The organism is Acidovorax sp. Leaf73, assembly GCF_916855635.1.
Lineage (GTDB): Bacteria > Pseudomonadota > Gammaproteobacteria > Burkholderiales > Burkholderiaceae_C > Acidovorax > Acidovorax facilis.
Map to the genome: position 1 here is coordinate 427,277 of NZ_CAKASI010000001.1, position 23,818 is coordinate 451,094.

Below are 23,818 nucleotides of genomic sequence, written 5' to 3' on the forward strand. Positions count from 1 at the left end.
GGGTGCCGGTCAGGGGAAAGAGTCGCAGATTGGACCATGCAAGCCCTGTGCCGGACTTGTCCGCCGTCAAGAAGCGGCGTGTCTGTGGGGGCTTCGGTCCTGGAAAACTGGTCGTTCCTTGACTGGTTTTTGGCCGATTCTTGCAATCTGCTTTAGATGTAACACCTGCAACGCACAGCGATGTGGGGCTGGGGCGGCAGCGTTCCTGCGAAAATAGCGGGCTTTGCCCATTGCGGGGACCTGCTCCCTGACGCCCGCCACCCTTCGGGGGGGCCGGTGCCATGGACGCCTCAGATTGATGTACCAGCCCCACCGACTCAACAGCTCCAGACTTGTGCTTTTGCTCCAGCAATGGACGCAGCCACACGGTGGATCGGCGCGCCAGGATGTGGCGGAGCAACTCAGCCAGTGGCTCAGTACCGTGGATGCGGTCAAGCTCAGCCGGGCGCTGCATGCTCTGGAGTCCAGCCAAACCCCGGCTGTCACTACGCTGGGGCGGGGGACGGTGGATGTGCGCGCATTGCAGGCCAGCCTTCAGTCCACCCGGGCCGAGTTGACGGACTTGGTCACGGCCAAGGCCGCGCCTGCCAAACCCGTGCGCGAGCGTGCCGACAACACCCCTGTCGACGGCCCGGACCCCGAGGCCGGGGCAGATTTTGCAGTCCACGCGGCGCGTTATCTGGCGCTACAAAAGCAGATGGATGCCAGACTGGCTGCCTTGCGCGCGCTGATTCGGCAGAGCTTGTCGATGGGTCCCGAGGGCCTGCGTCGGCTGGCCCTGCTGGATGCGGTGATGGACCAGATGCTGGGTGCGCGTGAGCAAAGGCTGTGGGCGTCGCTACCCGGCCATCTGGAGCGGCGGATGGCGCATTTGCGCGCAGCCCACCAGCACCAGCTGGAGGCTGCAGGGCGAGACGATGAGCCGCAGCGCTGGGCGCTGCCGGGCGGCTGGCTGTTTGCCTTTGAGCAGGACTTGCGGGCGCTGCTGCTGGCCGAGTTGCAGGTGCGGCTGGAGCCCCTTGCTGGTTTGCTGGAAGCGGCGCAGAGCCATGACTCCCATCGCCGCACCACCCACCGTCCCCCCACAACCACGAAGACCCCGGAACCGGTAACAGGAATGATCGAATGAACAAGAGTGTGATAGCCGCCATCTTTGCGGTGGGTCTGGCGGTGGTGGGCTGGGTGGGATGGGGGTTTGTCGGGTCTAGCCCCCTGGCGCTGGCCATGACGGCGGTGATTGCTGCCGTCTACGTGCTGGGCGCCTATGAGCTGATGCAGTTCAGGGCCGCAACCTCGTCGCTGTCCACAGGGCTGGCTGGGCTGGGGCATCAGCCCTTGGAGGACCTGGGTGGCTGGTTGGAGCGCCTGCATTCGTCCTTGCGCAACCCGGTTCGCCAGCGGATCGACGGGGAGCGTGTGCCCCTGCCAGGGCCTGCGCTGGCGCCGTACCTGGTGGGGCTCCTGGTCATGCTGGGCATGCTGGGCACCTTTCTGGGCATGGTGGTCACCTTCAATGGCGCGGTGTCCGCACTGGAGGCCTCGTCCAGCTTGGAGTCGATCCGGGCGGCGCTGGCCGCGCCCATCAAGGGGCTGGGTCTGTCGTTTGGCACCTCGGTGGCCGGGGTGGCAGCGTCGGCCATGCTGGGGCTGATGTCCGCCCTGTGCCGCCGCGAACGGCTGGCAGCGTTGCGCATGCTGGATGCCCGCATCGCCAGCGAGCTGCGCCCCTTCTCGGCGGCCCACCGGCGCCAGGAAATGTTCGAGGCCCTGCAGGCCCAGGCGCAGGCCATGCCGCTGATTGCAGAGCGCCTGCAAGGCCTGATGGAAGGGCTGGAGCGCCGCCACGAGCAGTTGAACGGCCAATTGCAAGACCGACAGCAGGTGTTTCACCGCGAGGCGGCAGCGGCCTATACCCAGCTGGCCACCACCGTGGGCGCATCCCTGCACGACAGCCTGGGCGCCAGCGCCCGCATGGCGGGTGAGACGATCCGCCCGGTGGTGGAGCAGGCCATGGCAACGCTGGCGCAAGAGGCCGAGCGCTCGCACCAGCGGTTGCGCGAGGCCACTGGCGTGCAGATGCACGCCCTCACGGCCCAATGGGAGGGCACCGCCCGCCAGGTGGCGGACACCTGGACGGAGGCCTTGGACCGCCACACGCAGACGCAGGACCAGCAGGCGGTGCAGTTGGGCAGCGCGCTGCAGTCCATCACGCAGACGCTAGAGCAGCGCACCACGGCGCTGCTAGCCACGTTGCAAGAGACGGTGGCCCAATCACAGGCGGCCCAACTGGCGGCCGACCAGCAGCGCCTTGCTGGCTGGAGCCAGTCCATGGAGGGCATGGCCAGCCGACTGGCGGAGCAATGGCAGCTTGCGGGTGAACAAACGGCGCAGCAGCAGCGCGGCGTCTGCCAGGCGCTCGAAGGCGCTGCCACCCAGCTCGACCAGTCACTGCAGACGGCATCGCAGGCCTTTGAGCAGCGCACCACGGCGCTGCTGGCCTCATTGCAAGAGACTGTGGCCCAATCACAGGCGGCCCAGTTGGCGGCCGACCAGCAGCGCCTTGCAGGCTGGAGCCGGTCCATGGAGGGCATGGCCAGCACACTGGCGGAGCGATGGCAACAGGTGGGCGAGCAAACCGCACAGCACCAGCAGGGCGTGTGCCTGGCGCTGGAAGGCGCTGCCACCCAGCTCGACCAGTCATTGCAGACGGCATCGCAGGCCTTCGAGCAGCGCACCACGGCGCTGCTGGCCTCGCTGGAACAGACGGTGGAGAAAACGCAGGCCGACCAGGCAGTGGCGGATCAGCAGCGCCTTGCGGGCTGGAGCCAGTCCATGGAGGGCATGGCCAGCCGATTGGCGGAGCAATGGCAACAGGTGGGCGAGCAAACGGCGCAGCAGCAGCGCGGCGTATGCCAGGCGCTGGAGGGCGCTGCGGCGCAGCTCACCGAGCGCATGACCGAGCAGGTCAGCCAGGCCCTGGGCGGTGCCGCCCGGTTGATGGACCAGTCGGACGCACTGTTGCACACCCGCATAGAGGCCGAAGCCCGATGGGCCGACACCCAGGCCCAGCGCATGGATGCGCTCGCGGGCGTGTGGCGCACGGAATTGGTGGCGCTGCGGGATGCCGAGGCGGCACGCGGCCAGGCCGCAGTGGAGCGGCTCGATGCGCTGCAAGCCGCTGTGGCCGGGCACCTGGCCACGCTGGGTTCTGCGCTGGAAGCCCCGCTCACGCGATTGCTGCAGACGGCGTCGGATGTGCCGCAGGCCGCGGCTGAGGTGATCACCCAGTTGCGCCAGGAGATGACCCACCTGAGCGAACGCGACAACGCGGCCCTGGCAGAACGCACGGCCATGATGGAGCAACTGGGTGTGTTGCTCCAATCGGTGAACGAAGCCGCCGGGCAGCAGCGTGCGGCCATTGAATCGCTGGTGGGGTCTGCGGCCTCGGTGCTGGAGCAGGCGGGGCAGGAGTTTGCCCAGGCGCTCGGCGCGCAGGCGGGCAAGGTCGATGAAGTGTCGGCACACGTGGCCGCCAGCGCGGTGGAGCTGTCGAGCCTGGGTGAGTCCTTTGGCCACGGCGTGGAGTTGTTCACGGCCAGTAACGAAAAGCTGATGGGCAGCCTGCAGCGCATCGAAGGCGCCATTGGCCAGTCCATGAGCCGCAGCGATGAGCAGCTGGCCTACTACGTGGCACAGGCCCGCGAGGTGATCGATCTGAGCATTTCTTCGCAGCAGGGCATTGTGGAAGACCTGCGCCGCCTCAACGGGCAGATGGCCGCAGCGGTGCAGGGAGTCGCCGCGTGACCGGCCTGGACGACACGCTGGACGATGCCACCGAACAGACGGCCCCGGTGTGGGCCGTGTTCGGCGACCTCATGGCGGGCTTGCTGGGTGCGTTTGTGCTCATTCTGGTCGGCGTGCTGGTGGTGCAGATCGACCTGGTGGCCAGCCTCAAACAGGAAGTGGAAAAGCGGCAGATGGAAGAAAAGCGCCGCATGGCGCTGGAAAAAGCACTGGCGATTCCGCTGGCCAGCGGCCGCGTCACGGTCAATGAAGGCCGTATCGGCATCAGCGGCAGCGTGCTGTTTGCGGCGGGCTCTGCCGAGTTGCGCCCTGAAGGCCGACAACTGCTCCAGAGCCTGGTGCAGCCGCTGCAGGTGTACCTGCGCGAACGTGACGAGATGCTGATGGTGAGTGGCTTTACCGACAACACCACGCTGCTGCAAGGGCGCCACCAGCGTTTTGCCGACAACCTGGAGCTGTCGGCCCAGCGCGCGTTGACCGTGACCCGCGCCCTGATCGAAGAGGACATGCCCTCGTCCCAGGTGTTTGCTGCGGCCTTTGGCGCCGAGCAGCCGGTGGCAGACAACGCCGACGAAAAGGGGCGGGCACAGAACCGCCGCGTGGAGATGGCCCCCGTACCGCGCGCTGCCCAGGCCAAGCCCGCCCGCAATGAGTGAGCCCACCCTGGAGTCCCTGCGGGCCGAAGGCGCGCAGCACCACGACCCGGTGCGCTTTCGGTACCTGGAGGTGCTGGCCGCGCGCCTGCCTGCGCAGCCCCCCGCCGTACAGCAGGTGCTGGCCCGCAGGCTGCAGGCCGCCTTGGTGGACTACGCCAGGCGCACCCGGACACCTCCCCGCCAGCCACTGGCCGCCACAGCGCCAGCCGGTGCACCATCTGCACTGGCGCAACTGAACCGCGATCTCAGTACCCGCGCCCAGGCCGACGCAGACAGCGTGCTGGTGGGCGGTGGCGCCAGTGTGTCGGACATGAAGAGCGTGCGCCGCTTCAGCGAAGTCTGGTCCAAGATTGCTGCGGAACAGCAGGTGGCCCAGGCCTTCACGCGTGGGCCGGAAAACGCCGGACCCTTGAATGCACACCGCCTCATGCTGCGCTCCCTGGCCTTGATGCGGTCGCTGTCGCCGGACTACCTGCGGCATTTTTTATCGCAGATGGACAGCCTGCTGTGGCTGGAGCAGGCCGCTGCAAAGCCAGCCAGGGCACCCCTCAAGCCAGGTCGCGTGGCTCGCTCCTCCAAGCACTGAGTGCGCAGGCTGCGACTGGGGAAGCCGGGTGCGCAGTTTTCAGACGCCGTGGTCGCCCGGCTGCACGGGGCGGATCGCCGTTTCTTCCAGCGCCTGGTCCATCAGCACAGTGATTTCTGCCGCTGGCACCATGGGCCGGAAAGCACTCACGTGGGAGCGCCCGATGTTGCCCAACGGCAGCCGTGCCAGCAGGTGCCCCAGGGGCACCAGGGCCAGCCGCAGCAGCTGGCCGGTGGCCTCGCGCGCATCTCCCAGTGCGAGGGCGTAGCGCAGCATGGCGGTGTGTGACCGCCAGTGCAGGGGCAATGAGGTCTGTCCCAGCACGTGGGCGGCCTCCAGCCAACGCCAGCGCTGGGCGGGGGGCGCGTCAGGCTGGCGGGCAAAGCTGGCCAGCAGGTGGTTGAACGCGGCGCACCTGTGTAGCGCGGTGGGGGCGGCGCCCCCGGCGGCATGCTGCGCGGCCAGTTGGCGCCAGCGCCTTTGGCGGTGCCGGTAGAACACCTGGGCAAACAGGGCGCTCAGCGGTGTCATCAGCCAGGGCAGGTGGCGCGCAATCACCTCGATGTCATCGGTGTACAGCGTGCGGCCATCGGACAGGGGCTGCAGGGTGATGCGGTGGTCCCAGCGGCGCATGAGCACGCCTTCTCCGTTGTCGCGCAGCGTGGGCCAGCCGCCCCTTTGTGCAGCCGGCTCGATGGAGATGCGCACGGTTTGCGGGCCCATGGGCAAAACGCCCAGCAACCGCATGTGCAGCGCCAGCTCGCCGGGAGCCCAGTGCGTGGGCCATTCCGTGCCCCGTGCGGGGTGAAACTGGATGAGCGGCGCGGTGATGTGGCGGAACACAGCGGTGCTTTGCAGCTGCGCAGCCACCCATTCAGGCGGGGCGCTCAACGGAGTCGATAGGTGCACGCGCATGGATCAGTGCCCTTGCGGTTGTGGCTGTGCGGTGGTGCTGGCCAGCTCTTGCCGCGCGTGGCGTATCACGCTCCAGCCGCCGCTGATGGCCAGGCCTGCCATGATGGCCGCCACCGCCAGATCGGGCCAGGCGGTGCCGGTGCCCAACACGCCCAGGGCAGCGCCCATCACCGCCAGGTTGCCCAGCGCATCGTTGCGGGTGCACAGCCACACGCCGCGCATGTTGGCGTCGCCCTCCCGGTAGGCATAGAGCAGGGCGGCCACGCCCAGGTTGGCCGCCAGCGCCAGCAGGCCCACGCTGCCCATGGTGAAGGGCTCGGGCGGTGTGCCTTGCCACGCACCCCAGGCCACGCGCCCAATCACGAACACGCCAAACGCCAGCATGCTGGCCCCCTTGACCAGGGCGGCGCGGGCGCGCCAAGTGAGGGCCATGGCCAGCACCCACAGCGACAGGCCGTAGTTGGCGGCATCCCCCAGAAAATCGATGGCATCGGCCAGCAGCGATGCCGAACCCGACTGGGTACCCGCCCCCAGCTCCACCACAAACATGGCAGCGTTGACGACAAGCGCTATCCACAAGATGCGGCGGTAGCGCGGGTCGGCGGCGGCAGGGCCAGTGGCGCAATGGTCGTCGTGGCAGTGGGCAGACATGGGGGTTCTCCGTGCAGTTTTGAAAGCGATGGCATGATTGGAAACCTTGAAGTCACTTGAAGGTCAAGCCATGGATCAGAACGCTGTGCAGTTTCGCATTGGCGAGGCCGCCCTGCAGTCCGGGGTGTCTGCCGCCAACATCCGCTACTACGAGAAGGAGGGGCTGTTGCCCCCCGGCGTGCGGGGCGACAACAGCTACCGCCTGTACAGCGGCGCGGACGTGCACCAGCTGCGCTTCATCCGACTTTGCCGTGCCATGGACATGTCGCTGCATGAAGTGCGAACCCTGTTGGCACTGGACTGGAGCCGCAAAGAAGACTGCGACGCCGCACGCGACACACTGGATGACCATCTGCAGCATGTGCGTGCCCGCCTGGCAGAGCTGCAGACCCTGGAGGCCGACCTGCTCGCGCTGCGCAACCGCTGCGATGGGACAGATGCCCACTGTCACATCATCGAAGCCCTGCACGCGCGTGCGGATGCGCAGCCCGCTGTGCCGTTCGCCACCGCTGCGGCAAAGCGGCATGTGTAGCCCGGTCTGCCGTGGGCGCTTGCAAGCACCAGCTTCCGCAAGGATGTGAGTAGCTGTTTCTTCTGTGTTTGAAAATGCTATAATAATGATAGCTTTTTGCGCTTGTCTATCAAGCGCTAGATGCCAAAAACATCGAAAAATTTCTATGGCAGTCCACCGTCAACGCTCTCTGTGAGTGCCCCGCTATGATCCGACCATGATTTCGCGCTTGCCCGGCCTCTCCCTGCCCGAACGTGTGTGGAACACCGCGCGGCGCTGGGCGGTCGCCTGGTGGCGCATCTTGTATCTGGGGGCGGTGGTGCTGGTGCTGGTGCTGTCGCCGTCCAGCTATGGCAAGGGCACGCGCAGGGCGCTGGCACGCCACCTGTATCTCGACACCGCCCCGGTGCTGCTCGGCTTTACGGTGCTGGCTGCCCTGATCAGCCTGGTGCTCACGCGCATCGTGGTGGTCACGGCGCTCAGCTATGGCCTGTCGCGCTATGCACTGGAGATGGTGATCCGCGTGCTGGTGCTGGAGCTGATCCCGCTCACGGCGGCGCTGTTTGTGGCCATGCGCTGCACCATCCCCAATGGCTCGCAGATCACGCGGCTGCGGCAAACCGGACGGTTCGACGCGCTGCGCGCCCACGGCTCGGACCCGGTGCGCATCGAGCTTCTGCCGCGCGTGATCGCTGGAGTGTTCGCCTGCATCACGCTGGCTGCGCTCAGCTGTGTGGTGGCCCTGGTGCTGGCGTACCTGGGGGTGTATGGTTTCAACTTGGCGGGGCTGCCCAGCTACACCCGCATGTTTGGCCAGGTGTTCACGCCCAGCGTGACGATGGTGTTCGTGCTCAAGACCGTGTTCTTCAGCCTGGCCGTAGCGCTGATCCCCATGGCGGCAGGCCTGTACGACACGGGCGATCGCACCCAGCCCGATTCAGAGCTGGGCGGCCTGGCCCGCATGTTTGCCGTGCTGCTGATGATCGAGGTGGCCTCGCTCATGGGCAACTACTACTGACCGATGTCTGCTGACACCCGACTACCCCATTCCTTTACGGCGACCCACCTTCCGGCACCATGAACGACGAGAACCCCAACGCCCGCCAAACGCCGCCCCCGGGGCCCGCTCCGGCTTCTCCCGCCACCGACGTGCCGCCCGTGGAAACCCTGCGCCCGGTGGCCTACCTGGAGATCAAGGCGGCGGCGTTGCTGCTGTTCACGGTGGCCCTCATCGTCGGGTCGGGCCTGTACCTGCTGTATGCGCGTGGTGCGTTCGAACCCACGCAGACCCTGGTGCTGACGGCCGACGACTCTGAAGGCGTGGTGGTGGGCATGGACATGACGTTCTCGGGTTTCCCCATTGGCCGCGTGCGCCGCATCGAACTGGCCGAAACCGGCAACGCCCGCATCATCGTGGACGTGCCCCGCAAGGACGCGCACTGGCTGCGTGAATCCAGCGTGTTCACACTGGTGCGGGGCATTGTGGGTGGCACCAACATCCGCGCCTACACCGGCATGCTGAATGACAAGCTCCTGCCCGATGGTGCCGTGCGCCCCGTGCTGCGTGGCGACGCCACCGCCGAAATCCCGCAGCTCATGGCCTCGGCGCGCGAACTGCTGTCTAACCTCAATGCGCTCACGGCGCAGGACGCTGCCCTGGGCAGCAGCCTGACCAATGTGCAGGCGCTCACCGAACGCCTCAATGGCCCCGGCGGCATGCTGGGAGTGCTGATGGGCAATGAGGCCGATGGGAAGAAAATTGTTGCCACGCTCGACCGCACCAATGCCCTGCTGGCGCGCCTGGATGGCATGGCGGCGCGGGTTGACAAACAGGTATTTGGCGCCGAAGGCAGCAAGGAAGCGCTGGTACCTGAGGTGCGCGCCACCGTGGCCCAGCTCAATGGCTTGTTGGCCGACACCCGCACCAGCCTGAAAAAGGTGGATGCGGTGCTGGTGGAAGCCCAGGCCATTGGCGCCAATGCCCGCGAAGCCACCACCGACCTGGGGGCCTTGCGCGCCGAGGTGGAAAGCAATCTGCGCAAGGTAGAAAGCCTGGTCAACGAAATCAACCGCAAATGGCCTTTTGCGCGGGATACGGAACTCAAGCTGCCATGAAGCCCTTTTCAGTTTCTGCATTCCCTTCGAAGCCCATGCATCTGGCCAGGCCACTGCGGGTGTCATTGCTGGGAGCTGTGGTGGTTGCTGCGGCCTTGTTGTCCGCATGCTCCAGCAAACCTCCCGTGCCCGACTGGCAGATGAACGCTCAAGGCTCAGCCCAGAAGGCCCTCGAAGCCTATCTGTCGGGCAACCCCCGCGTCGAGCAGCTCGAATGGGACCGCGCCCGGGCTGAAGTGGCCCGCACGGGGCGCCCAGACCTGCTGGCCCGTCTGGAACTGATGCGCTGCGCTGCGCAGGTCGCCAGCTTGGTACCTGGCCCCTGCGAGCGCTTTGAACCGCTGCGCGCCGACGCCGCCGCGCCCGAGCGCGCTTATGCCGACTATCTGGGGGGGCGAGTACAGCCCCAGGACGTGGGCTTGCTGCCCGAAGCGCAGCGCAAGGTGGCTGCATCGGGCGATGCATCTGCGTTGCCCGCTTTGGAAGACCCGCTGTCGCGCCTCGTGGCAGCTGGGGTGCTGTTTCAGTCGGGGCGCGCCAGCCCGGCGGTGATCGTTATCGCTGCTGACACAGCCTCTGCCCAGGGCTGGCGCAGACCGTTGATGGCCTGGCTCAGTGTGCAGGCGCAACGCACTGAAGCTGCGGGCGACCAGCAAGCCACTGCAGCGCTGCGTCGGCGCATTTCCATCGTGGAGCAGGGTGCGCCGCAGCGCTGAGGCGCGAACGGCTAGCGCAGGCGTGCCTGCAATTGCGTTTCGATGTGTTCCCGCTCCAGCGCAAACTGCTGGGCGGTGATCTCATTGGCTTCGTATTTGCGGGCGGTGGATAACAACAGCACCGTGTTTTCCAGGCGCGTGTCTTGTTGCAACGAGGGCGGCAGGGCGGTCAGGCGGTCAAAACTCTGCTTGTAGAGTTCGCTCCAGCTCAGCGCCCCGGCCTGGGCCTGGGCGCGCGCACCGTCATGCCAGCGCGCGAATTCTTCAAGGGAGCCATCCCTCGGGCTGGTGCATCCCCCCATCGCCACCAGCAGCGCTGTCGCCGCCACAGGCCGCGCGAAGAAGCGAGCAGAAAAAAGACTTGCAGAGATTCGAAAACGTGTGGTCACGATCGTCCTCCATTCTGGATTGCCACCGAAAATCCCGGTGCGCAGCGCCAGATGGTACTCCGATGCTATGCTTTTTGCTACCCATGGCGAGTAGGCGTGCTAAACCACTCCACCTCATGCACAAGGTCACTCAAACAGACTGGAGGGAAAGATCTGGTCCAGCCCACTGGGCAAAAGCGGCATCGAATCCACCGACTGCACGGTCACATCGGGCATCAACAACGATGCCGCCGCCAGTACCGCAAGCACAACCGTGCCGGCAAACGCAGCGAGGGCGCGGGTTCCGGGTGTCAAGGGGTGGCGCTTCATGGCGGATCCTTTGTCAAAAAGGTGGGAGTCCCAATGAGCTCCCGGGTCAGCCTCAATGGCTGGTGGAGAGGATTTCAGCAAAACGCGCGGTCAGCGTCTGTCAGACAAGTGCGATATCCGCAGATGCCCCCGGTTTGTTGCCTTTGGTTGCAAGTCATTCAGAAGCTTGGTTGTGCTCAGATGTTCCGTAGAGCGAGCATGCGCATGACACTAGGAGTCCAGCGTGGTCCTTGTCCCACCGCGCTGCACCTGGCAGGAGTCCAAAGACGGAAGCCAATCGGCCGAAGCCGGCGCTGGCGCAGAGCGCATGGGCGCGAACTTGAATGGGTGACGGGGGTAGGTTGTTGCCAGCGCTGCCCGCCCCTGCGGCGAAATGGCAAGAACCTCTGCTTTTTGCTCCTTGGCACGCACATCGGGAAGCTGCACCTCTACGAGCTGAGCAGCCGCCAGCACCCGAAGCTTGTCAACGTCGCAGGGCTTCTCGATCATCATGGGCAGCTTGCTCTGTGCAAGGACGAACAGTAGCTCCATGGGCATGGGTGCACTCCTTTTGGGTGGAGTCATTTATTGTGAATAGTGCGCCGCGGCGTGACAACCAATCACACGTTTTGCAACAAATCGGCGGGTTTGGTCCCACCGCTCCCGGCATTTCGCGAGGCGGGAAGGAGGCGCTGAAAGCGCTCCGTGTCACTTGAGAGGCCGAAACGAAAAAAGCGCCCCGAAGGACGCTTTTTGATTTTTGGCGGAGAGGGCGGGATTCGAACCCGCGGTGGGGATTAGCCCACACACGCTTTCCAGGCGTGCGACTTAAACCGCTCATCCACCTCTCCGAAGCCTTCGATTATAGCCATAGGAAAAGGGATATCTGGGCTGACAGTAGCCGTTGCCTCGAAAAAAGCTTTGCTTGCGCTCAGGCCGCTTTCTGTGAAGCTTGCACCATCTTCATCGCGGACCCGATGAGCGCAGACACCTCCGTCATGTTGCTCGGCACGATAAGTGTGGTGCTGGAGTCTGCTGCCACCTGGCTGTAGGCCTCCACGGCCTTCTCGGCCACCTTGAGCTGTACAGCCTGTTCGCCACCGGGTTGACGGATGGCCGAGGCCACACGCTCGATGGCCTGGGCGTTGGCTTCGGCCACGGCCTTGATCGATTCTGCCTCGCCTTGGGCCTTGTTGATGACGGCCTGCTTTTCGCCCTCGGATCGGGCGATGAAGGCCTCGCGTTCGCCGGTGGCGATGTTGATCTGTTCCTGGCGGCGGCCTTCAGAGGCGGCGATCAACGCGCGTTTTTCGCGTTCTGCAGTGATCTGGGCCTGCATCGCGTGCAGGATTTCCTTGGGTGGTGTCAGGTCCTTGATTTCATAGCGCAGCACTTTCACGCCCCAGTTGAGGGCAGCTTCGTCGATGGCCTGTACGACCTGGGCGTTGATGATGTCGCGCTCTTCAAAGGTTTTGTCCAGCTCCAGCTTGCCGATGACCGAGCGCAGCGAGGTCTGCGCCAGTTGCGTCACGGCCATGATGTAGTTGCTGGAGCCGTAGCTGGCGCGCATGGGGTCGGTCACCTGAAAGTACAGGATGCCGTCCACTTGAAGCTGGGTGTTGTCGCGCGTGATGCAAACCTGGCTGGGCACGTCGAGCGGGATTTCCTTGAGGCTGTGTTTGTAGGCGACCTTGTCGACAAAAGGTACCAGGAAGTTCAGTCCCGGTGTGAGCGTGCCTGCGTACTTGCCCAGGCGCTCCTTGACCCAGGCATTTTGCTGGGGCACGACCTTGACGGACCGCGCGATGAAAATGACGGCAATGATGAGAATGACGATGGCAATTTCCATGAGGAGCCTCTTTTTCGTTGTTGATCTGTGAAGGTGAGCGACAGCGGGATTTTTAGAGAGGGTCTACCAGCAGGCGACTGCCCACCAGTTCAGCAACCCGGTGCATGCCCGTGGAGGGGGTGACTCCGGGACGGTGGATGGCTGTCCAGGTGGCACCCCGGTACTTCACGGTGGTGGTGCCATCAGCGTTCCAGCCCTCAATGAGAATGGTTTCGCCCACGTCCATGTTCACACTGCGATCCGCACGGGCAGAGGGATCTCCGGGCCGCTTTTTCTTGAGGTAGTACCAGCCCACCACTGCGCCGCCGCCCACAACAGCCGCTGCCACGATCTGCGCGGTAGTTGGCAACCCCAGATGGGCCGCCAGGGCCGCTGCCACCAGTCCAATGGCCACCATGAGCAGATAGAACGTACCGGTGAGCAGCTCTGCAACGACCACAGCCCCCGCTGCGAGCCACCAGATGGTGGATTCCTCCATAGCCAACTCCTTGTTGTGGTTGTGTTTAGTGCACCACATTCTGGGACAAAAGGGTTGCAGTTCAAAGGCGCGTCAAGGTTATTCCTTACACTTCGCGCCTATTTCGTTTTTTGGCCGGGCAGGGCACGGTTGCACGGAGGCTGCGCATGAAGTTTCGCTTTCCCATCATCATCATCGATGAAGACTATCGTTCCGAGAACACCTCGGGCCTCGGTATCCGCGCGCTGGCGCAGGCTATCGAGTCTGAGGGTTTCGAGGTGGTTGGCGTCACCAGCTATGGTGACCTGTCGCAGTTTGCCCAGCAGCAAAGCCGCGCCAGCGCATTCATTTTGTCCATCGACGATGAGGAATTTACGGTGGGTGAGGGGCTGGACCCCATCGTGCTGAGCCTGCGCAACTTCATCGGTGAAGTGCGGCGCAAGAACACCGAAGTGCCCATCTATGTGCACGGCGAGACCAAGACCAGCCGCCACCTGCCCAACGACATCCTGCGCGAGCTGCATGGCTTCATCCACATGTTCGAGGACACCCCCGAATTTGTGGCGCGCCACATCATCCGCGAGGCCAAGAGCTACCTGGAGAGCGTGCAGCCTCCATTCTTCAAGGCACTGCTCGACTACGCTGAAGACGGCTCGTACAGCTGGCACTGCCCCGGCCACTCGGGCGGCGTGGCGTTTCTGAAGAGCCCTGTGGGCCAGATGTACCACCAGTTCTACGGCGAGAACATGCTGCGCGCCGATGTGTGCAATGCGGTGGAAGAGCTGGGCCAGCTGCTGGACCACAACGGTGCCATTGGTGAATCGGAGCGCAACGCCGCGCGTATTTTCAACGCCGACCACTGCTTCTTCGTGACCAACGGCACGTCCACATCGAACAAGATGGTGTGGCACCACACGGTGGCGCCGGGCGACGTGGTGGTGGTGGACCGCAACTGCCACAAGTCCATCCTGCACAGCATCATCATGACCGGGGCGATCCCCGTGTTCATGAAGCCCACGCGCAACCATTTCGGCATCATCGGCCCTATCCCGCAAAGCGAGTTCGAGCCAGCGGCCATTCAGGCCAAGATCAAGGCCAACCCGCTGCTCAAGGGCGTGGATGCGAAAAAGGTCAAGCCGCGCGTGCTTACGCTCACCCAGTCCACCTACGACGGCGTGCTCTACAACACCGAGACCATCAAGGGCATGCTCGACGGCTACGTGGACAACCTGCACTTTGACGAGGCCTGGCTGCCGCACGCGGCCTTCCACCCGTTTTATGGCAGCTACCACGCCATGGGCAAGAAGCGCACGCGCCCCAAGCATTCCGTGACGTACGCGACGCAGTCCATCCACAAGCTGCTGGCCGGCATCAGCCAGGCCAGCCACGTGCTGGTGCAGGATTCGCAAACCACCAAGCTGGATCGCCACCTCTTCAACGAGGCCTACCTGATGCACACCAGCACCAGCCCGCAGTACAGCATCATTGCCAGCTGCGACGTGGCCGCCGCCATGATGGAGCCTCCCGGCGGTACGGCCCTGGTGGAAGAAAGCCTGCTCGAAGCGCTGGACTTTCGCCGTGCCATGCGCCAGGTGGAGCACGACTTTGGCAAGAACGACTGGTGGTTCAAGGTTTGGGGCCCTGAAAAGCTCGTGGACGAAGGCCTGGGCCGCGCCGAGGACTGGATCATCCGCAGCGATGGCAAGGGCAAGAAGAACGCCAGCAAGTGGCACGGCTTCGGCCAGCTGGCCGACGGCTTCAACATGCTGGACCCGATCAAGTCCACCATCGTCACACCGGGCCTGAACCTGGACGGCAAGTTCGACAAGACCGGCATTCCCGCGTCCATCGTCACCAAGTACCTGGCCGAGCACGGCGTGGTGGTCGAGAAGACCGGCCTGTACAGTTTCTTCATCATGTTCACCATCGGCATCACCAAGGGCCGATGGAACACGCTGCTGACGGCGCTGCAGCAGTTCAAGGACGACTACGAGAAGAACCAGCCCATGTGGCGCATCCTTCCCGAGTTCTGCCAGCAGCACAAACGTTACGAGCGCATGGGCCTGAAGGACCTGTGCCAGCACGTGCATGAGATGTACGCCAAGTACGACATCGCGCGCCTGACGACCGAGATGTACCTGTCGGACCTGACGCCCGCCATGAAGCCCTCGGACGCCTACGCGCACATCGCCCACCGCCAGACCGAGCGCGTGGAGATCGACCACCTGGAAGGCCGCATCACCGTGGGCCTGGTCACGCCCTACCCACCGGGCATTCCGCTCTTGATCCCTGGCGAGGTATTCAACAAGAAGATCGTGGACTACCTCAAGTTCGCGCGCGAATTCGCCAAGCTGTGCCCGGGCTTCGAGACCGACATCCACGGCCTGGTGGAAGTGGAAGACGAGAACGGCCAGGTGCGCTACTACGCCGACTGCGTGGCAGAGCAAGGCAAGACCGGCAAGAACCCCAAGCCGCTGGCGACCGCCAAGAACCTGGTGCAGGTGGGCGACGACGGCCCGTACGGACGCAACGTGTAAGCACGTCTTCGCGCTGGTGTGTGGGTGCACCCGCGTCTCAAAAATCGCTCCCCCGGCATGGCTGGCGGAGCGATTTTTTTGTGCATTTGAATCCGCTGTTGTGGTGCTGCCGTATTGACTGTCAGCCGCGTGGTTTTCATGCGGTGACGACTGTCTTCACACACCTCTCAGGAGATTCTCATGACCCTTCGATTCAACGCCCGCCTCGCCACCATCGCCTTCACCGCAGCCATGGCCGCTGCCGCAATGCCTGCCATGGCGCAGGTCATGGTGGGCGGTGCGCCCATGCTGGCCAGCAAGGACATCATCGACAACGCCGTGAACTCCAAGGACCACACCACGCTGGTGGCCGCTGTGAAGGCTGCGGGCCTGGTCGAAACGCTCAAGGGCCCCGGTCCCTTCACCGTGTTTGCGCCCACCAATGCGGCATTTGCCGCATTGCCCGCCGGCACGGTGGACACGCTGCTCAAGCCCGAGAGCAAGCCCACCCTGACCAAGGTGCTCACCTACCACGTGGTCGCGGGCAAGTACGACGCTGCTGCGTTGTCCAAGATGATTGCAGACGGCAAAGGCATGGCCAGCCTCAAGACGGTGGCGGGCGGTACGCTCACCGCCAAGGCCAGCGGCAATGCTGTCATGGTGACGGACGAAAAGGGCGGTACGGCGACGGTGACGATTGCCGACGTGTACCAGTCCAACGGCGTGATCCACGTGGTGGACAAGGTCCTGTTGCCTAACTGATTGAGCAACGGATGGGAGGGGCTGCCCGTCCGCTGTGCATGGCCGCCGCATCGCAGGGCCGGGATCGGCCAGGGGTTGCTGTGGCCCCGTCAGCGGACCGGCGGCATATCGTCCCGCACACGCACAAAACTCGCGAAGCGCGGCAGACCCCCGTCATGGGTACCGCGAAACCGGTACGTCACCCAGCTGCCCACAGGTGGCGGGTCAGCCCGCTGCGCATCGCTGAAACCCGCCCCCAGCCGGAAACGCTGGCCCGAAGGCATTTCCACCAGCAGGGCTCCCATGCGACCGGCGTGGCGGCCCTTGCCAGGCAGGTGGGCGACCACGCGCGCTTCCGTGTCTTCGTGGGTCTTGACCTTGACCAGGTCGTCGCTGCGGCCAGACTGGTAGAGCGAGCTGTTCCGGTGCAGCATCAGGCCTTCGCCGCCCGCCCGCACCGTGCGTTGCAACAGGGCCTGCAGGGCAGCATCGTTTTCGATGCGCTTTTGGGGCACCGCCTGGACCCAAGGCTGGTTGATCTGCATCACCAAGGCATTGAGCGACCGCAGCCGTTCGTCAAACATGCCGCCGTGCCGGGGCAGGTCAAACACCATGAAGCGCATCTGGCGCCAGGCCGCCTCATGAGGCTGCTGTTGGCGCGTGGTGGATTGGGCGTGCGCAAAGCGCCCGCGTCCGGCCCACAGCTCTCCGTCCATGGGAGTGGTGGGCCACCCGGCGGTGAACCAGGCGGGGGCCATCACCGTTTCGCCGCCCCGCGTGCGCAGCGTGTGGCCGTCCCAGTAGCCCCGCACACCGTCGTATTTTTCGCTGACCCAATAGTCGGCCAGCGGCATGCCGGGCCGGTACACATTGGCCAGCAACAGGGCAGGGGCGTCCGCTGCGTGCGTGGGCAGCGCAGTGAAACCCAGCCACGCCAGCCAGTGCCTGCGGAGCATTTGCTATTAAATGTATAGCTACCAGCGCTTTTCAATAAGCGCTAGGCCCTGTTTTGATCTAAATTTTCGATGGCAATCAGACTTGGTCTGCGCTCAGGCCCGCCGTCTGGCTGAAGCCGCCGTCCACGTAGGTGATCTCGGCCGTCATGCCCGAGGCCAGGTCCGACAGCAGGAAGGCTGCCACATTGCCCACGTCTTCGATCGTCACGTTGCGGCGCAGGGGCGATGCATCGGCCACGCGGCTGAGCAGCTTGCCAAAGTCCTTGATGCCACTGGCGGCCAGGGTCTTGATGGGGCCGGCGCTGATGCCGTTGGCGCGGATGCTGCGGCCGTCTTCGGTGCGGCCAACGGCCTCGGCCAGGTAGCGCACGCTGGCTTCCAGACTGGCCTTGGCCAGGCCCATGGTGTTGTAGTTGGGGATGGAGCGCAGCGCGCCCAGGTAGCTCAGTGTCAGCAGCGACGACTTGTCGTTCAGGTAGGGAAGGGCGGCCTTGGCCATGGCGGGAAAGCTGTAGGCGCTGATGTCGTGGGCGATGCGGAAACCCTCGCGCGAAAGGCCTTCGAGGAAATTACCGGCAATCGCCTCGCGGGGGGCGAAGCCGATGCTGTGCACAAACCCGTCGAATTGGGGCCAAGTCTGCGACAGCTCGGCAAACATGCGCTCGATCTGCTCGTCGCTGCCCACGTCACAGTCAAAGATCAGCTTGGAGTCGAACTCGGCCGCAAAGTCGGTGATGCGGTCCTTGAAGCGCTCGCCCACGTAGCTGAACGCCAGTTCGGCGCCCTGTGCGTGGCAGGCCTTGGCAATGCCGTAGGCGATGGAGCGGTTGGACAAAACACCCGTGATGAGCAGCTTCTTGCCGGTCAGAAAACCCATGTTCAATCTCCTTTTGGAATGGCGAAATGTCGGCGGGCGGCCTGGCGCATGTGGGTATGCGCGATCTGCAGCGGGGCCCGGCGAACGTAGTGCAGAATTGTCGCATGCGGTTTTGGCTGACTTTTTTGCTGATGGGGTGTGCGGTTCCTGCATGGGCTGCACATGGGTATGCCCTATGGGGCGAGCCGCGTTATCCCGCCGGGTTTGCGCATTTTGCGTATGTGAACCCAGATGCACCGAAAGGCGGCGAGCTGCGGCTGGTCAGCAACCTGCGGGTTTCCACCTTCGACAAATACAACCCGTTCACCATCAAGGGCAACGCGCCAGCATATTTGTCGTCGCTGATGTTCGATTCGCTGCTCGCCGGTTCGATGGACGAAACCGCCACCGGTTATGGTCTGCTGGCCGAAGATGTGGAAGTTGCCCCCGATGGTTTGTCCGCCACCTTCCGCCTGCGGCCGGAGGCGCGTTTTCACAACGGCAAGCCCGTGCTGGCGCAGGATGTGAAGCACAGCTACGACACGCTGGTGGGCCCCTTCACATCCCCTGCCTACAAGACGCTGCTGATCGAGGTGGCGGGCGTGGATGTGATCAACGACCGCACCGTGCGTTACCGCTTCAAGCTGCCCAATCGCGAGCTGCCCCTCACTGTGGGTGGCCTGCCGGTGTTCAGCCGCGACTGGGGCGTCGAGAACGGCAAGGCCAAGCCGTTTGACCAGGTGGTGATGGATATTCCCATCGGCAGTGGCCCCTACAAAATCGGCCCGGTGCGTTTTGGCAAGGACATCACCTATGTGCGCGATCCGCAGTACTGGGCGCGCGACCTGAACGTGCGCAAGGGCACGGCCAATTTCGACAACATCCTTGTCAAGATCTACAAGGACAACACTGCGCGGCTGGAGGCCCTCAAGGCGGGCGAGTTTGACCTCATGCGGTTTTTCAGCGCGGGCGACTGGGCCCGACGTGTTACGGGCAAGAAGTTCGATACGGGTGAACTCGTCAAGGGCGAGTTTGTGCACAAGCTCCCCTCGGGTTTTCAGAGCTATGTGCTCAACACCCGCCGGCCTTTGCTGCAGGATGCGCGCGTGCGCCAGGCCCTGGGCCTGGCCATGGACTACGAGTGGATGAACCGCCAGATGTTCTATGGCGCTTACCAGCGGGTGAACGGCCTGTTTGGCAACACGGCGTGCGAAACCAAGGGCAGTCCCTCGCCCGAGGAGCTTGCGCTGATGGAGCCCTACCGCAAGGACATTCCGGCTGCCGCGTTTGGCCCGATGACGGTGCCCCCGCGCACGGATGGCGACTCCTCACTGCGGGCCAACCTGCGGCGGGCGCAGGCTTTGCTCAAGGAAGCGGGCTGGGAGGTGCGCGACGGTGCCCTGCGCAACGCCAAGGGCGAGGCCATGGTGCTCGAATACATGGACAGCAATGAAGGCGGCGTGCGCACCATCACCCCCTGGATGCGCAATCTCGAAAAGATTGGTGTCACCTTGCGGTTTCGGTCAGTGGACTTTGCGCTGTACCAGCAGCGTCTGCAGAAGTTCGACTTCGACATTACCTCGATTGCCTACCAGGGCACCAACAACCCGGGCCAGGAGTTTGCCGACATGTTTGGCAGCCAGGCGGCCGACGTGGAGGATTCCGGCAACTTTGCGGGCGTCAAGAACCCGGCGGTGGACGCGATGATCAAGGCCATGACCTCCGCCAAGACCGAGGCGCAACTGCTTCCCGCCTGCCACGCCCTGGAGCGCATCATTGCGCACAGCCACTACCTCATTCCGCAGTGGACGGCGGGCACACACCGCATGGCCTACAACGCCTGGCGGCTGGCACGGCCGGCCACGGTGCCGCCTTACGCCAGCGGCGAAGGGTGGGTCATCGACACGTGGTGGGCGCGTATTCCTCCCCAGACCGCGCCAGACAAGAAATAGCCCTAACACCGCCCACCCATGTTTGCCTACATTCTCAAACGTGTCTTGCTCATGCTGCCCACGCTGCTGGGCGTGCTCTTGCTGACCTTTGTGGTGATCCAGTTCGTGCCGGGCGGCCCGGTGGAGCAGTACATGGCCGAGGCCAAGGCCGGTGTGGGCGGTGGCGGCGCCGAGGGGGGCGGCCTGAGCTACCGGGGCGCGCAGGGCGTTGACCCTAAACGGCTGGAGCAGATCAAGGCGCTGTACGGCTTTGACAAACCTGCCCATGAGCGCTTCCTGCAGATGCTGGGACAGTTCGCGAGGTTTGACCTGGGCAAGAGCTTTTTCCAGAACAAGGATGTGTGGCAACTGGTGAAGGAGAAACTGCCGGTCTCCATCAGCCTGGGCCTCTGGACTTTTTTCATCAGCTACCTCGTCGCCGTGCCATTGGGCGTGGCCAAGGCGGTGCGCGCCGGGTCACGCTTTGATCTGGTGACCACGCTGCTCATTCTGGTGGGCTATGCCATTCCCGGCTTTGTGCTGGGCGTGGCGCTGCTGGTCATTTTTGGTGGGCAGTTGCAGTGGTTCCCACTGCGGGGGCTCACGTCGGCCAACTGGGACGAGTTGTCTTGGGGCGCGCGCATCGTGGACTATCTGTGGCACATCACGCTGCCTGTGACGGCCATGGTGCTGGGCAGTTTTGCCGTGACGGCCATGCTGACCAAGAACGCGTTCCTCGAAGAAATCCGAAAGCAGTATGTGCTCACCGCCCGCGCCAAGGGCTTGAGCGAGCGGCAGGTGCTGTGGAAGCATGTGTTCCGCAATGCGCTTATTCCCATCGTGACTGGCTTCCCGGCTGCGTTCATCGGTGCTTTTTTTGCGGGCTCGCTGCTCATCGAAACCCTGTTCTCGCTGGATGGGCTGGGCTTGCTCAGCTATGAGAGTGTGATCCGTCGCGACTACCCGGTGGTGCTGGGCACTTTGTATCTGTTCACACTGATCGGGCTGGTGACCAAGCTCATCAGCGACCTTTGTTATGTGTGGGTGGACCCGCGCGTGAAGTTTGATTAGCCCGAACGCACCAATGGCCCCGATGAGTCCTGCTGCTACCCCGCTTTCACTTTCCCCCTCCCGCCGTGCCTGGCTGCGCTTCAAGCGCAACCGCCTGGGGTATTGGAGCCTGCTTATCTTCTGCGCCCTGGTGCTGGTGAGCCTGTGTGCCGAACTGGTCAGCAACGACAAGCCGCTCATCGTGCGCTATGAGGGGCAGACCTACTTTCCCATGCTCAAGGACTACTCCGAAAAGACCTTCGGGGGAGACTTCGAAACCCCCACCGATTACCTCGATCCCTTCATCAAGGAGCGCATTACCGCAGGCAGCAACTGGGCGCTGTACACCTTGAACCCCTACGGCCCCAACACGCTGAACTACTTTGCCAAATCGCCCAACCCGTCGGCCCCCACGGCCGACAACTGGCTGGGCACGGATGACCGGGGGCGCGACCTGCTGGCGCAGCTGCTGTACGGATTTCGTGTGAGTGTGCTGTTTGGTCTGGCACTCACCATCACCGGCGTACTGCTGGGCATGCTCACCGGGGCCATCCAGGGGTTCTTTGGCGGCAAGACCGACTTGGCGTTTCAGCGCTTCATCGAGATCTGGGGCTCCATGCCCGAGCTGTATCTGCTCATCATCTTCAGCGCCGTGTTCGCGCCCAGCATTGCGCTGCTGCTCATCCTGCTGTCGCTGTTTGGCTGGATGGGTTTGTCCGACTATGTGCGCGCCGAGTTCCTGCGCAACCGCCAGCTCGACTATGTGAAGGCTGCCCGGGCCTTGGGGGTGAGCAACAGCCAGATCATCTGGCGCCACATCCTGCCCAACAGCCTGACGCCCGTGGTCACCTTTTTGCCCTTCCGCATGAGTGGCGCCATCCTGGCGCTGACCTCGCTCGACTTCCTGGGCCTGGGGGTGCCGCCCGGCACGCCGTCGCTCGGTGAACTGCTGAACCAGGGCAAGAACAGCATTGACGCGTGGTGGATTTCGCTGTCTACCTTTGCGGTGCTGGTCACCACCCTGTTGCTGCTGACCTTCATGGGCGATGCGCTGCGCGATGCCCTGGACCCCCGAAAGGCCGACCAGTGACCCCTACGGCCATGACCCCTTTGTTGCAGGTTCAGGACCTCCACGTTCGCTTTGGCCCCAAAGAAGTGGTGAGGGGCGTCAACTTCAGCATTGCCGCAGGCGAAAAGCTTGCGTTGGTGGGCGAGTCTGGTTCGGGCAAAACCATCACCGCTTTGAGCCTGCTGCGCCTGGCGGGCAATGCCGCCATCACCGGGCAGGCAACGCTGCAAGGGCGGGGCGACCTACTGGCGCTGACAGAGCGCGAGATGCGCGGCGTGCGTGGTGGCGACATCGCCATGGTGTTCCAGGAGCCCATGACCGCGCTCAACCCGCTGATGACCATCGGCCTGCAGATTGCCGAAATCCTACAGCTCAAAAAAGGCCTGACCGGCGCCCAGTGCGCGCAGGCTGCCATCGAGCTGCTGGCCCAGACCGGCATCCCCGAGCCTGCACGCCGGGCCAACAGCTTCCCACACCAACTCTCAGGCGGCCAGCGCCAGCGCGCGATGATTGCCATGGCCCTGGCCAGCAGCCCGAAGCTGCTGCTGGCCGACGAGCCCACTACCGCGCTGGATGTGACCTTGCGTGGCCAGATCCTGGACTTGCTGAGTGATCTGCAGCGCCAGACGGGCATGGCCGTGCTGCTCATCACGCACGACCTCAACCTGGTGCGCCGCTTTGCCGACCGCGTGGCCGTGATGGAGCAGGGCGTGCTGGTAGAGCAGGGCCCCGTTGCCGAGGTTTTTGGTGCACCCCAGCACGCCTACACGCGCCGCCTGATTGCCAGCCAGCCCCGCCGCGATGTGGTCGAGTCCGATCCGCCCGCAGGCACTGCCCCGGTGGTGAAGACGCAGGATCTGCGCGTGGTCTACCCCACGCCGCTGCCCGGCATCAAGGGCTGGTTCAAAAAGGGCGAGTTTGTGGCTGTGCAGGGCGCCACGCTGCAATTGCTGCCCGGCCAGACGCTGGGGGTGGTGGGCGAGTCCGGCTCGGGCAAGTCCACGCTGGCGCAGGCCATCCTGGGGCTTTTGCCTTACGCCGGCCAGTTGCAGGTCGGGGGTCAGGCGTGGCAGCAACCAGCAATGCGCAATACCCCCGCCAACCAGCAGCTGCGCCGCCGCGTGCAGGTGGTATTTCAAGACCCGTTTTCGTCGCTGTCCCCGCGCCTCACGGTCGAAGAGATCGTGGGCGAGGGCCTGAAGGTGCACGAGCCCACACTGACCGTGGCCCAGCGCCGCATGCGCGTCGAGGCCGCGCTGGAAGAGGTGGGACTGGCCGAAGCACAGTACCCCCGTCTGCTGGAGCGTTATCCGCATGAATTTTCAGGCGGCCAGCGCCAGCGCCTGGCCATCGCCCGGGCCCTCATCGTGCAGCCGCAGGTGCTGGTGCTGGACGAGCCCACCAGCGCCCTGGACGTGACCATCCAGCAGCAGGTGTTGGGCTTGCTCCAGCGGCTGCAAAAAGAAAAGGGCCTGAGCTACTTGCTCATCACCCATGACGTGGATGTGATCCGCGCCATGGCGCACGACGTGGTGGTGATGAAGGATGGCGCGGTGTTGGAAGGTGGCAGCGTGAACGACGTGCTGGATGCACCACAACACCCTTACACCCAGCGCCTGGTGGCGGCGGCCACCGTGCCGGGTATCGGCTGATATTTGAATAGAAATGGCATCAAGGGACCCTCTGCACGAATCACCGCGCCGCGTGCATCTGCGGGCTCGGGCGGTCTGCCGCGTTGCAAATACTCGCAATAGCTGCGGCT

The 23,818-nt window shown here is 64.3% G+C and carries 23 protein-coding genes and 1 tRNA gene; 14 read left to right on the forward strand and 10 right to left on the reverse strand.

Annotated features, from left to right (window positions below):
• The first annotated feature begins 298 nt into the window (after positions 1–298).
• Genes LPA35_RS02090 through LPA35_RS02105 form a run of 4 tightly spaced genes read left to right on the forward strand, consistent with a single transcriptional unit; the run spans position 299 to position 5,046 of the window.
• Entirely contained in the window at positions 299–1,129 is an 831-nt protein-coding gene (locus LPA35_RS02090) for a DUF3348 family protein (RefSeq protein WP_228894754.1), read from the forward strand.
• The gene (locus LPA35_RS02095; protein ID WP_228894756.1) at positions 1,126–3,804 is read left to right on the forward strand and encodes a DUF802 domain-containing protein; all 2,679 of its coding nucleotides are present in this window, start codon (positions 1,126–1,128) and stop codon (positions 3,802–3,804) included. Before LPA35_RS02090 ends, LPA35_RS02095 begins: the two co-directional genes overlap by 4 nt.
• A complete protein-coding gene (locus LPA35_RS02100) occupies positions 3,801–4,460 on the forward strand; it encodes an OmpA family protein (RefSeq protein ID WP_055393450.1) in 660 nt (219 codons plus the stop codon). Before LPA35_RS02095 ends, LPA35_RS02100 begins: the two co-directional genes overlap by 4 nt.
• Entirely contained in the window at positions 4,453–5,046 is a 594-nt protein-coding gene (locus LPA35_RS02105) for a DUF2894 domain-containing protein (protein WP_121419713.1), read from the forward strand. The genes LPA35_RS02100 and LPA35_RS02105 overlap by 8 nt, the downstream gene beginning before the upstream one ends.
• 39 nt (positions 5,047–5,085) lie before the next feature.
• Here LPA35_RS02105 and LPA35_RS26135 read toward each other — a convergent pair whose 3' ends face one another.
• The gene (locus tag LPA35_RS26135; RefSeq protein ID WP_370641328.1) at positions 5,086–5,961 is read right to left on the reverse strand and encodes a DUF3703 domain-containing protein; all 876 of its coding nucleotides are present in this window, start codon (positions 5,959–5,961) and stop codon (positions 5,086–5,088) included.
• A 3-nt stretch (positions 5,962–5,964) separates the two neighbouring features.
• Positions 5,965–6,612 (reverse strand): cation transporter, encoded by a 648-nt coding sequence (locus LPA35_RS02115; RefSeq protein WP_121419714.1) that lies wholly within the window; start codon positions 6,610–6,612, stop codon positions 5,965–5,967.
• A gap of 70 nt (positions 6,613–6,682) precedes the next feature.
• On the opposite strand from LPA35_RS02115, the gene LPA35_RS02120 reads away from it, so the two are divergent.
• The 4 genes from LPA35_RS02120 (at position 6,683) to LPA35_RS02135 (ending at position 9,954) form a co-directional block, all read left to right on the forward strand.
• Positions 6,683–7,144: a Cd(II)/Pb(II)-responsive transcriptional regulator gene (locus LPA35_RS02120; protein ID WP_055393445.1), complete on the forward strand. Its 462-nt coding sequence runs from the start codon at positions 6,683–6,685 to the stop codon at positions 7,142–7,144.
• A gap of 196 nt (positions 7,145–7,340) precedes the next feature.
• Positions 7,341–8,141, forward strand: a complete 801-nt coding sequence (locus tag LPA35_RS02125) for an ABC transporter permease (RefSeq protein WP_228894758.1) — start codon at positions 7,341–7,343, stop codon at positions 8,139–8,141.
• 59 nt (positions 8,142–8,200) lie between these two features.
• Positions 8,201–9,238 carry an MlaD family protein gene (locus tag LPA35_RS02130; protein ID WP_228894760.1) on the forward strand — a complete coding sequence of 346 codons (1,038 nt, stop codon included), beginning with the start codon at positions 8,201–8,203 and terminating at the stop codon, positions 9,236–9,238.
• Between the two features lie 35 nt (positions 9,239–9,273).
• On the forward strand, positions 9,274–9,954 hold the full coding sequence (locus LPA35_RS02135) for a hypothetical protein (RefSeq protein ID WP_228894762.1): 681 nt from the start codon (positions 9,274–9,276) through the stop codon (positions 9,952–9,954).
• A gap of 11 nt (positions 9,955–9,965) precedes the next feature.
• Here the strand turns inward: LPA35_RS02135 and LPA35_RS02140 are convergent, their stop codons facing one another.
• The 6 genes from LPA35_RS02140 to LPA35_RS02165 form a co-directional block, all read right to left on the reverse strand.
• Complete coding sequence (locus tag LPA35_RS02140) at positions 9,966–10,343, reverse strand: hypothetical protein (protein ID WP_228894763.1); 378 nt, start codon at positions 10,341–10,343, stop codon at positions 9,966–9,968.
• 126 nt (positions 10,344–10,469) lie between these two features.
• The gene (locus LPA35_RS02145) at positions 10,470–10,652 is read right to left on the reverse strand and encodes a hypothetical protein (protein WP_055393434.1); all 183 of its coding nucleotides are present in this window, start codon (positions 10,650–10,652) and stop codon (positions 10,470–10,472) included.
• 210 nt (positions 10,653–10,862) lie between these two features.
• On the reverse strand, positions 10,863–11,189 hold the full coding sequence (locus LPA35_RS02150; protein ID WP_218299496.1) for a hypothetical protein: 327 nt from the start codon (positions 11,187–11,189) through the stop codon (positions 10,863–10,865).
• 203 nt (positions 11,190–11,392) lie between these two features.
• Positions 11,393–11,482 (reverse strand) — tRNA-Ser (locus tag LPA35_RS02155).
• Positions 11,483–11,562: 80 nt separating this feature from the next.
• Complete coding sequence (locus LPA35_RS02160) at positions 11,563–12,480, reverse strand: SPFH domain-containing protein (protein WP_121506757.1); 918 nt, start codon at positions 12,478–12,480, stop codon at positions 11,563–11,565.
• A 52-nt stretch (positions 12,481–12,532) separates the two neighbouring features.
• On the reverse strand, positions 12,533–12,958 hold the full coding sequence (locus LPA35_RS02165) for an NfeD family protein (protein ID WP_228894775.1): 426 nt from the start codon (positions 12,956–12,958) through the stop codon (positions 12,533–12,535).
• 146 nt (positions 12,959–13,104) lie between these two features.
• On the opposite strand from LPA35_RS02165, the gene LPA35_RS02170 reads away from it, so the two are divergent.
• Together LPA35_RS02170 and LPA35_RS02175 are read left to right on the forward strand one after the other, a co-directional pair.
• Positions 13,105–15,474, forward strand: a complete 2,370-nt coding sequence (locus LPA35_RS02170; RefSeq protein ID WP_228894776.1) for an arginine/lysine/ornithine decarboxylase — start codon at positions 13,105–13,107, stop codon at positions 15,472–15,474.
• Between the two features lie 180 nt (positions 15,475–15,654).
• Positions 15,655–16,215 (forward strand): fasciclin domain-containing protein, encoded by a 561-nt coding sequence (locus tag LPA35_RS02175; RefSeq protein ID WP_121419720.1) that lies wholly within the window; start codon positions 15,655–15,657, stop codon positions 16,213–16,215.
• A gap of 89 nt (positions 16,216–16,304) precedes the next feature.
• Here LPA35_RS02175 and LPA35_RS02180 read toward each other — a convergent pair whose 3' ends face one another.
• A complete protein-coding gene (locus LPA35_RS02180; RefSeq protein ID WP_228894777.1) occupies positions 16,305–17,150 on the reverse strand; it encodes a DNA ligase in 846 nt (281 codons plus the stop codon).
• Positions 17,151–17,226: 76 nt separating this feature from the next.
• Positions 17,227–18,027: an enoyl-ACP reductase FabI gene (gene fabI, locus LPA35_RS02185; protein ID WP_055401808.1), complete on the reverse strand. Its 801-nt coding sequence runs from the start codon at positions 18,025–18,027 to the stop codon at positions 17,227–17,229.
• Between the two features lie 104 nt (positions 18,028–18,131).
• Between fabI and LPA35_RS02190 the strand changes: the two genes are divergently transcribed.
• From LPA35_RS02190 to LPA35_RS02205, 4 genes are read left to right on the forward strand one after another with little or no spacing between them, the layout of a single operon-like run.
• Complete coding sequence (locus LPA35_RS02190; protein ID WP_121508730.1) at positions 18,132–19,958, forward strand: extracellular solute-binding protein; 1,827 nt, start codon at positions 18,132–18,134, stop codon at positions 19,956–19,958.
• Between the two features lie 18 nt (positions 19,959–19,976).
• Positions 19,977–21,008 (forward strand): microcin C ABC transporter permease YejB, encoded by a 1,032-nt coding sequence (locus LPA35_RS02195; RefSeq protein ID WP_228894783.1) that lies wholly within the window; start codon positions 19,977–19,979, stop codon positions 21,006–21,008.
• A 13-nt stretch (positions 21,009–21,021) separates the two neighbouring features.
• A complete protein-coding gene (locus tag LPA35_RS02200) occupies positions 21,022–22,077 on the forward strand; it encodes an ABC transporter permease (protein ID WP_228894795.1) in 1,056 nt (351 codons plus the stop codon).
• Between the two features lie 11 nt (positions 22,078–22,088).
• Complete coding sequence (locus LPA35_RS02205) at positions 22,089–23,708, forward strand: ABC transporter ATP-binding protein (RefSeq protein WP_121419725.1); 1,620 nt, start codon at positions 22,089–22,091, stop codon at positions 23,706–23,708.
• Positions 23,709–23,818: the final 110 nt, after the last annotated feature.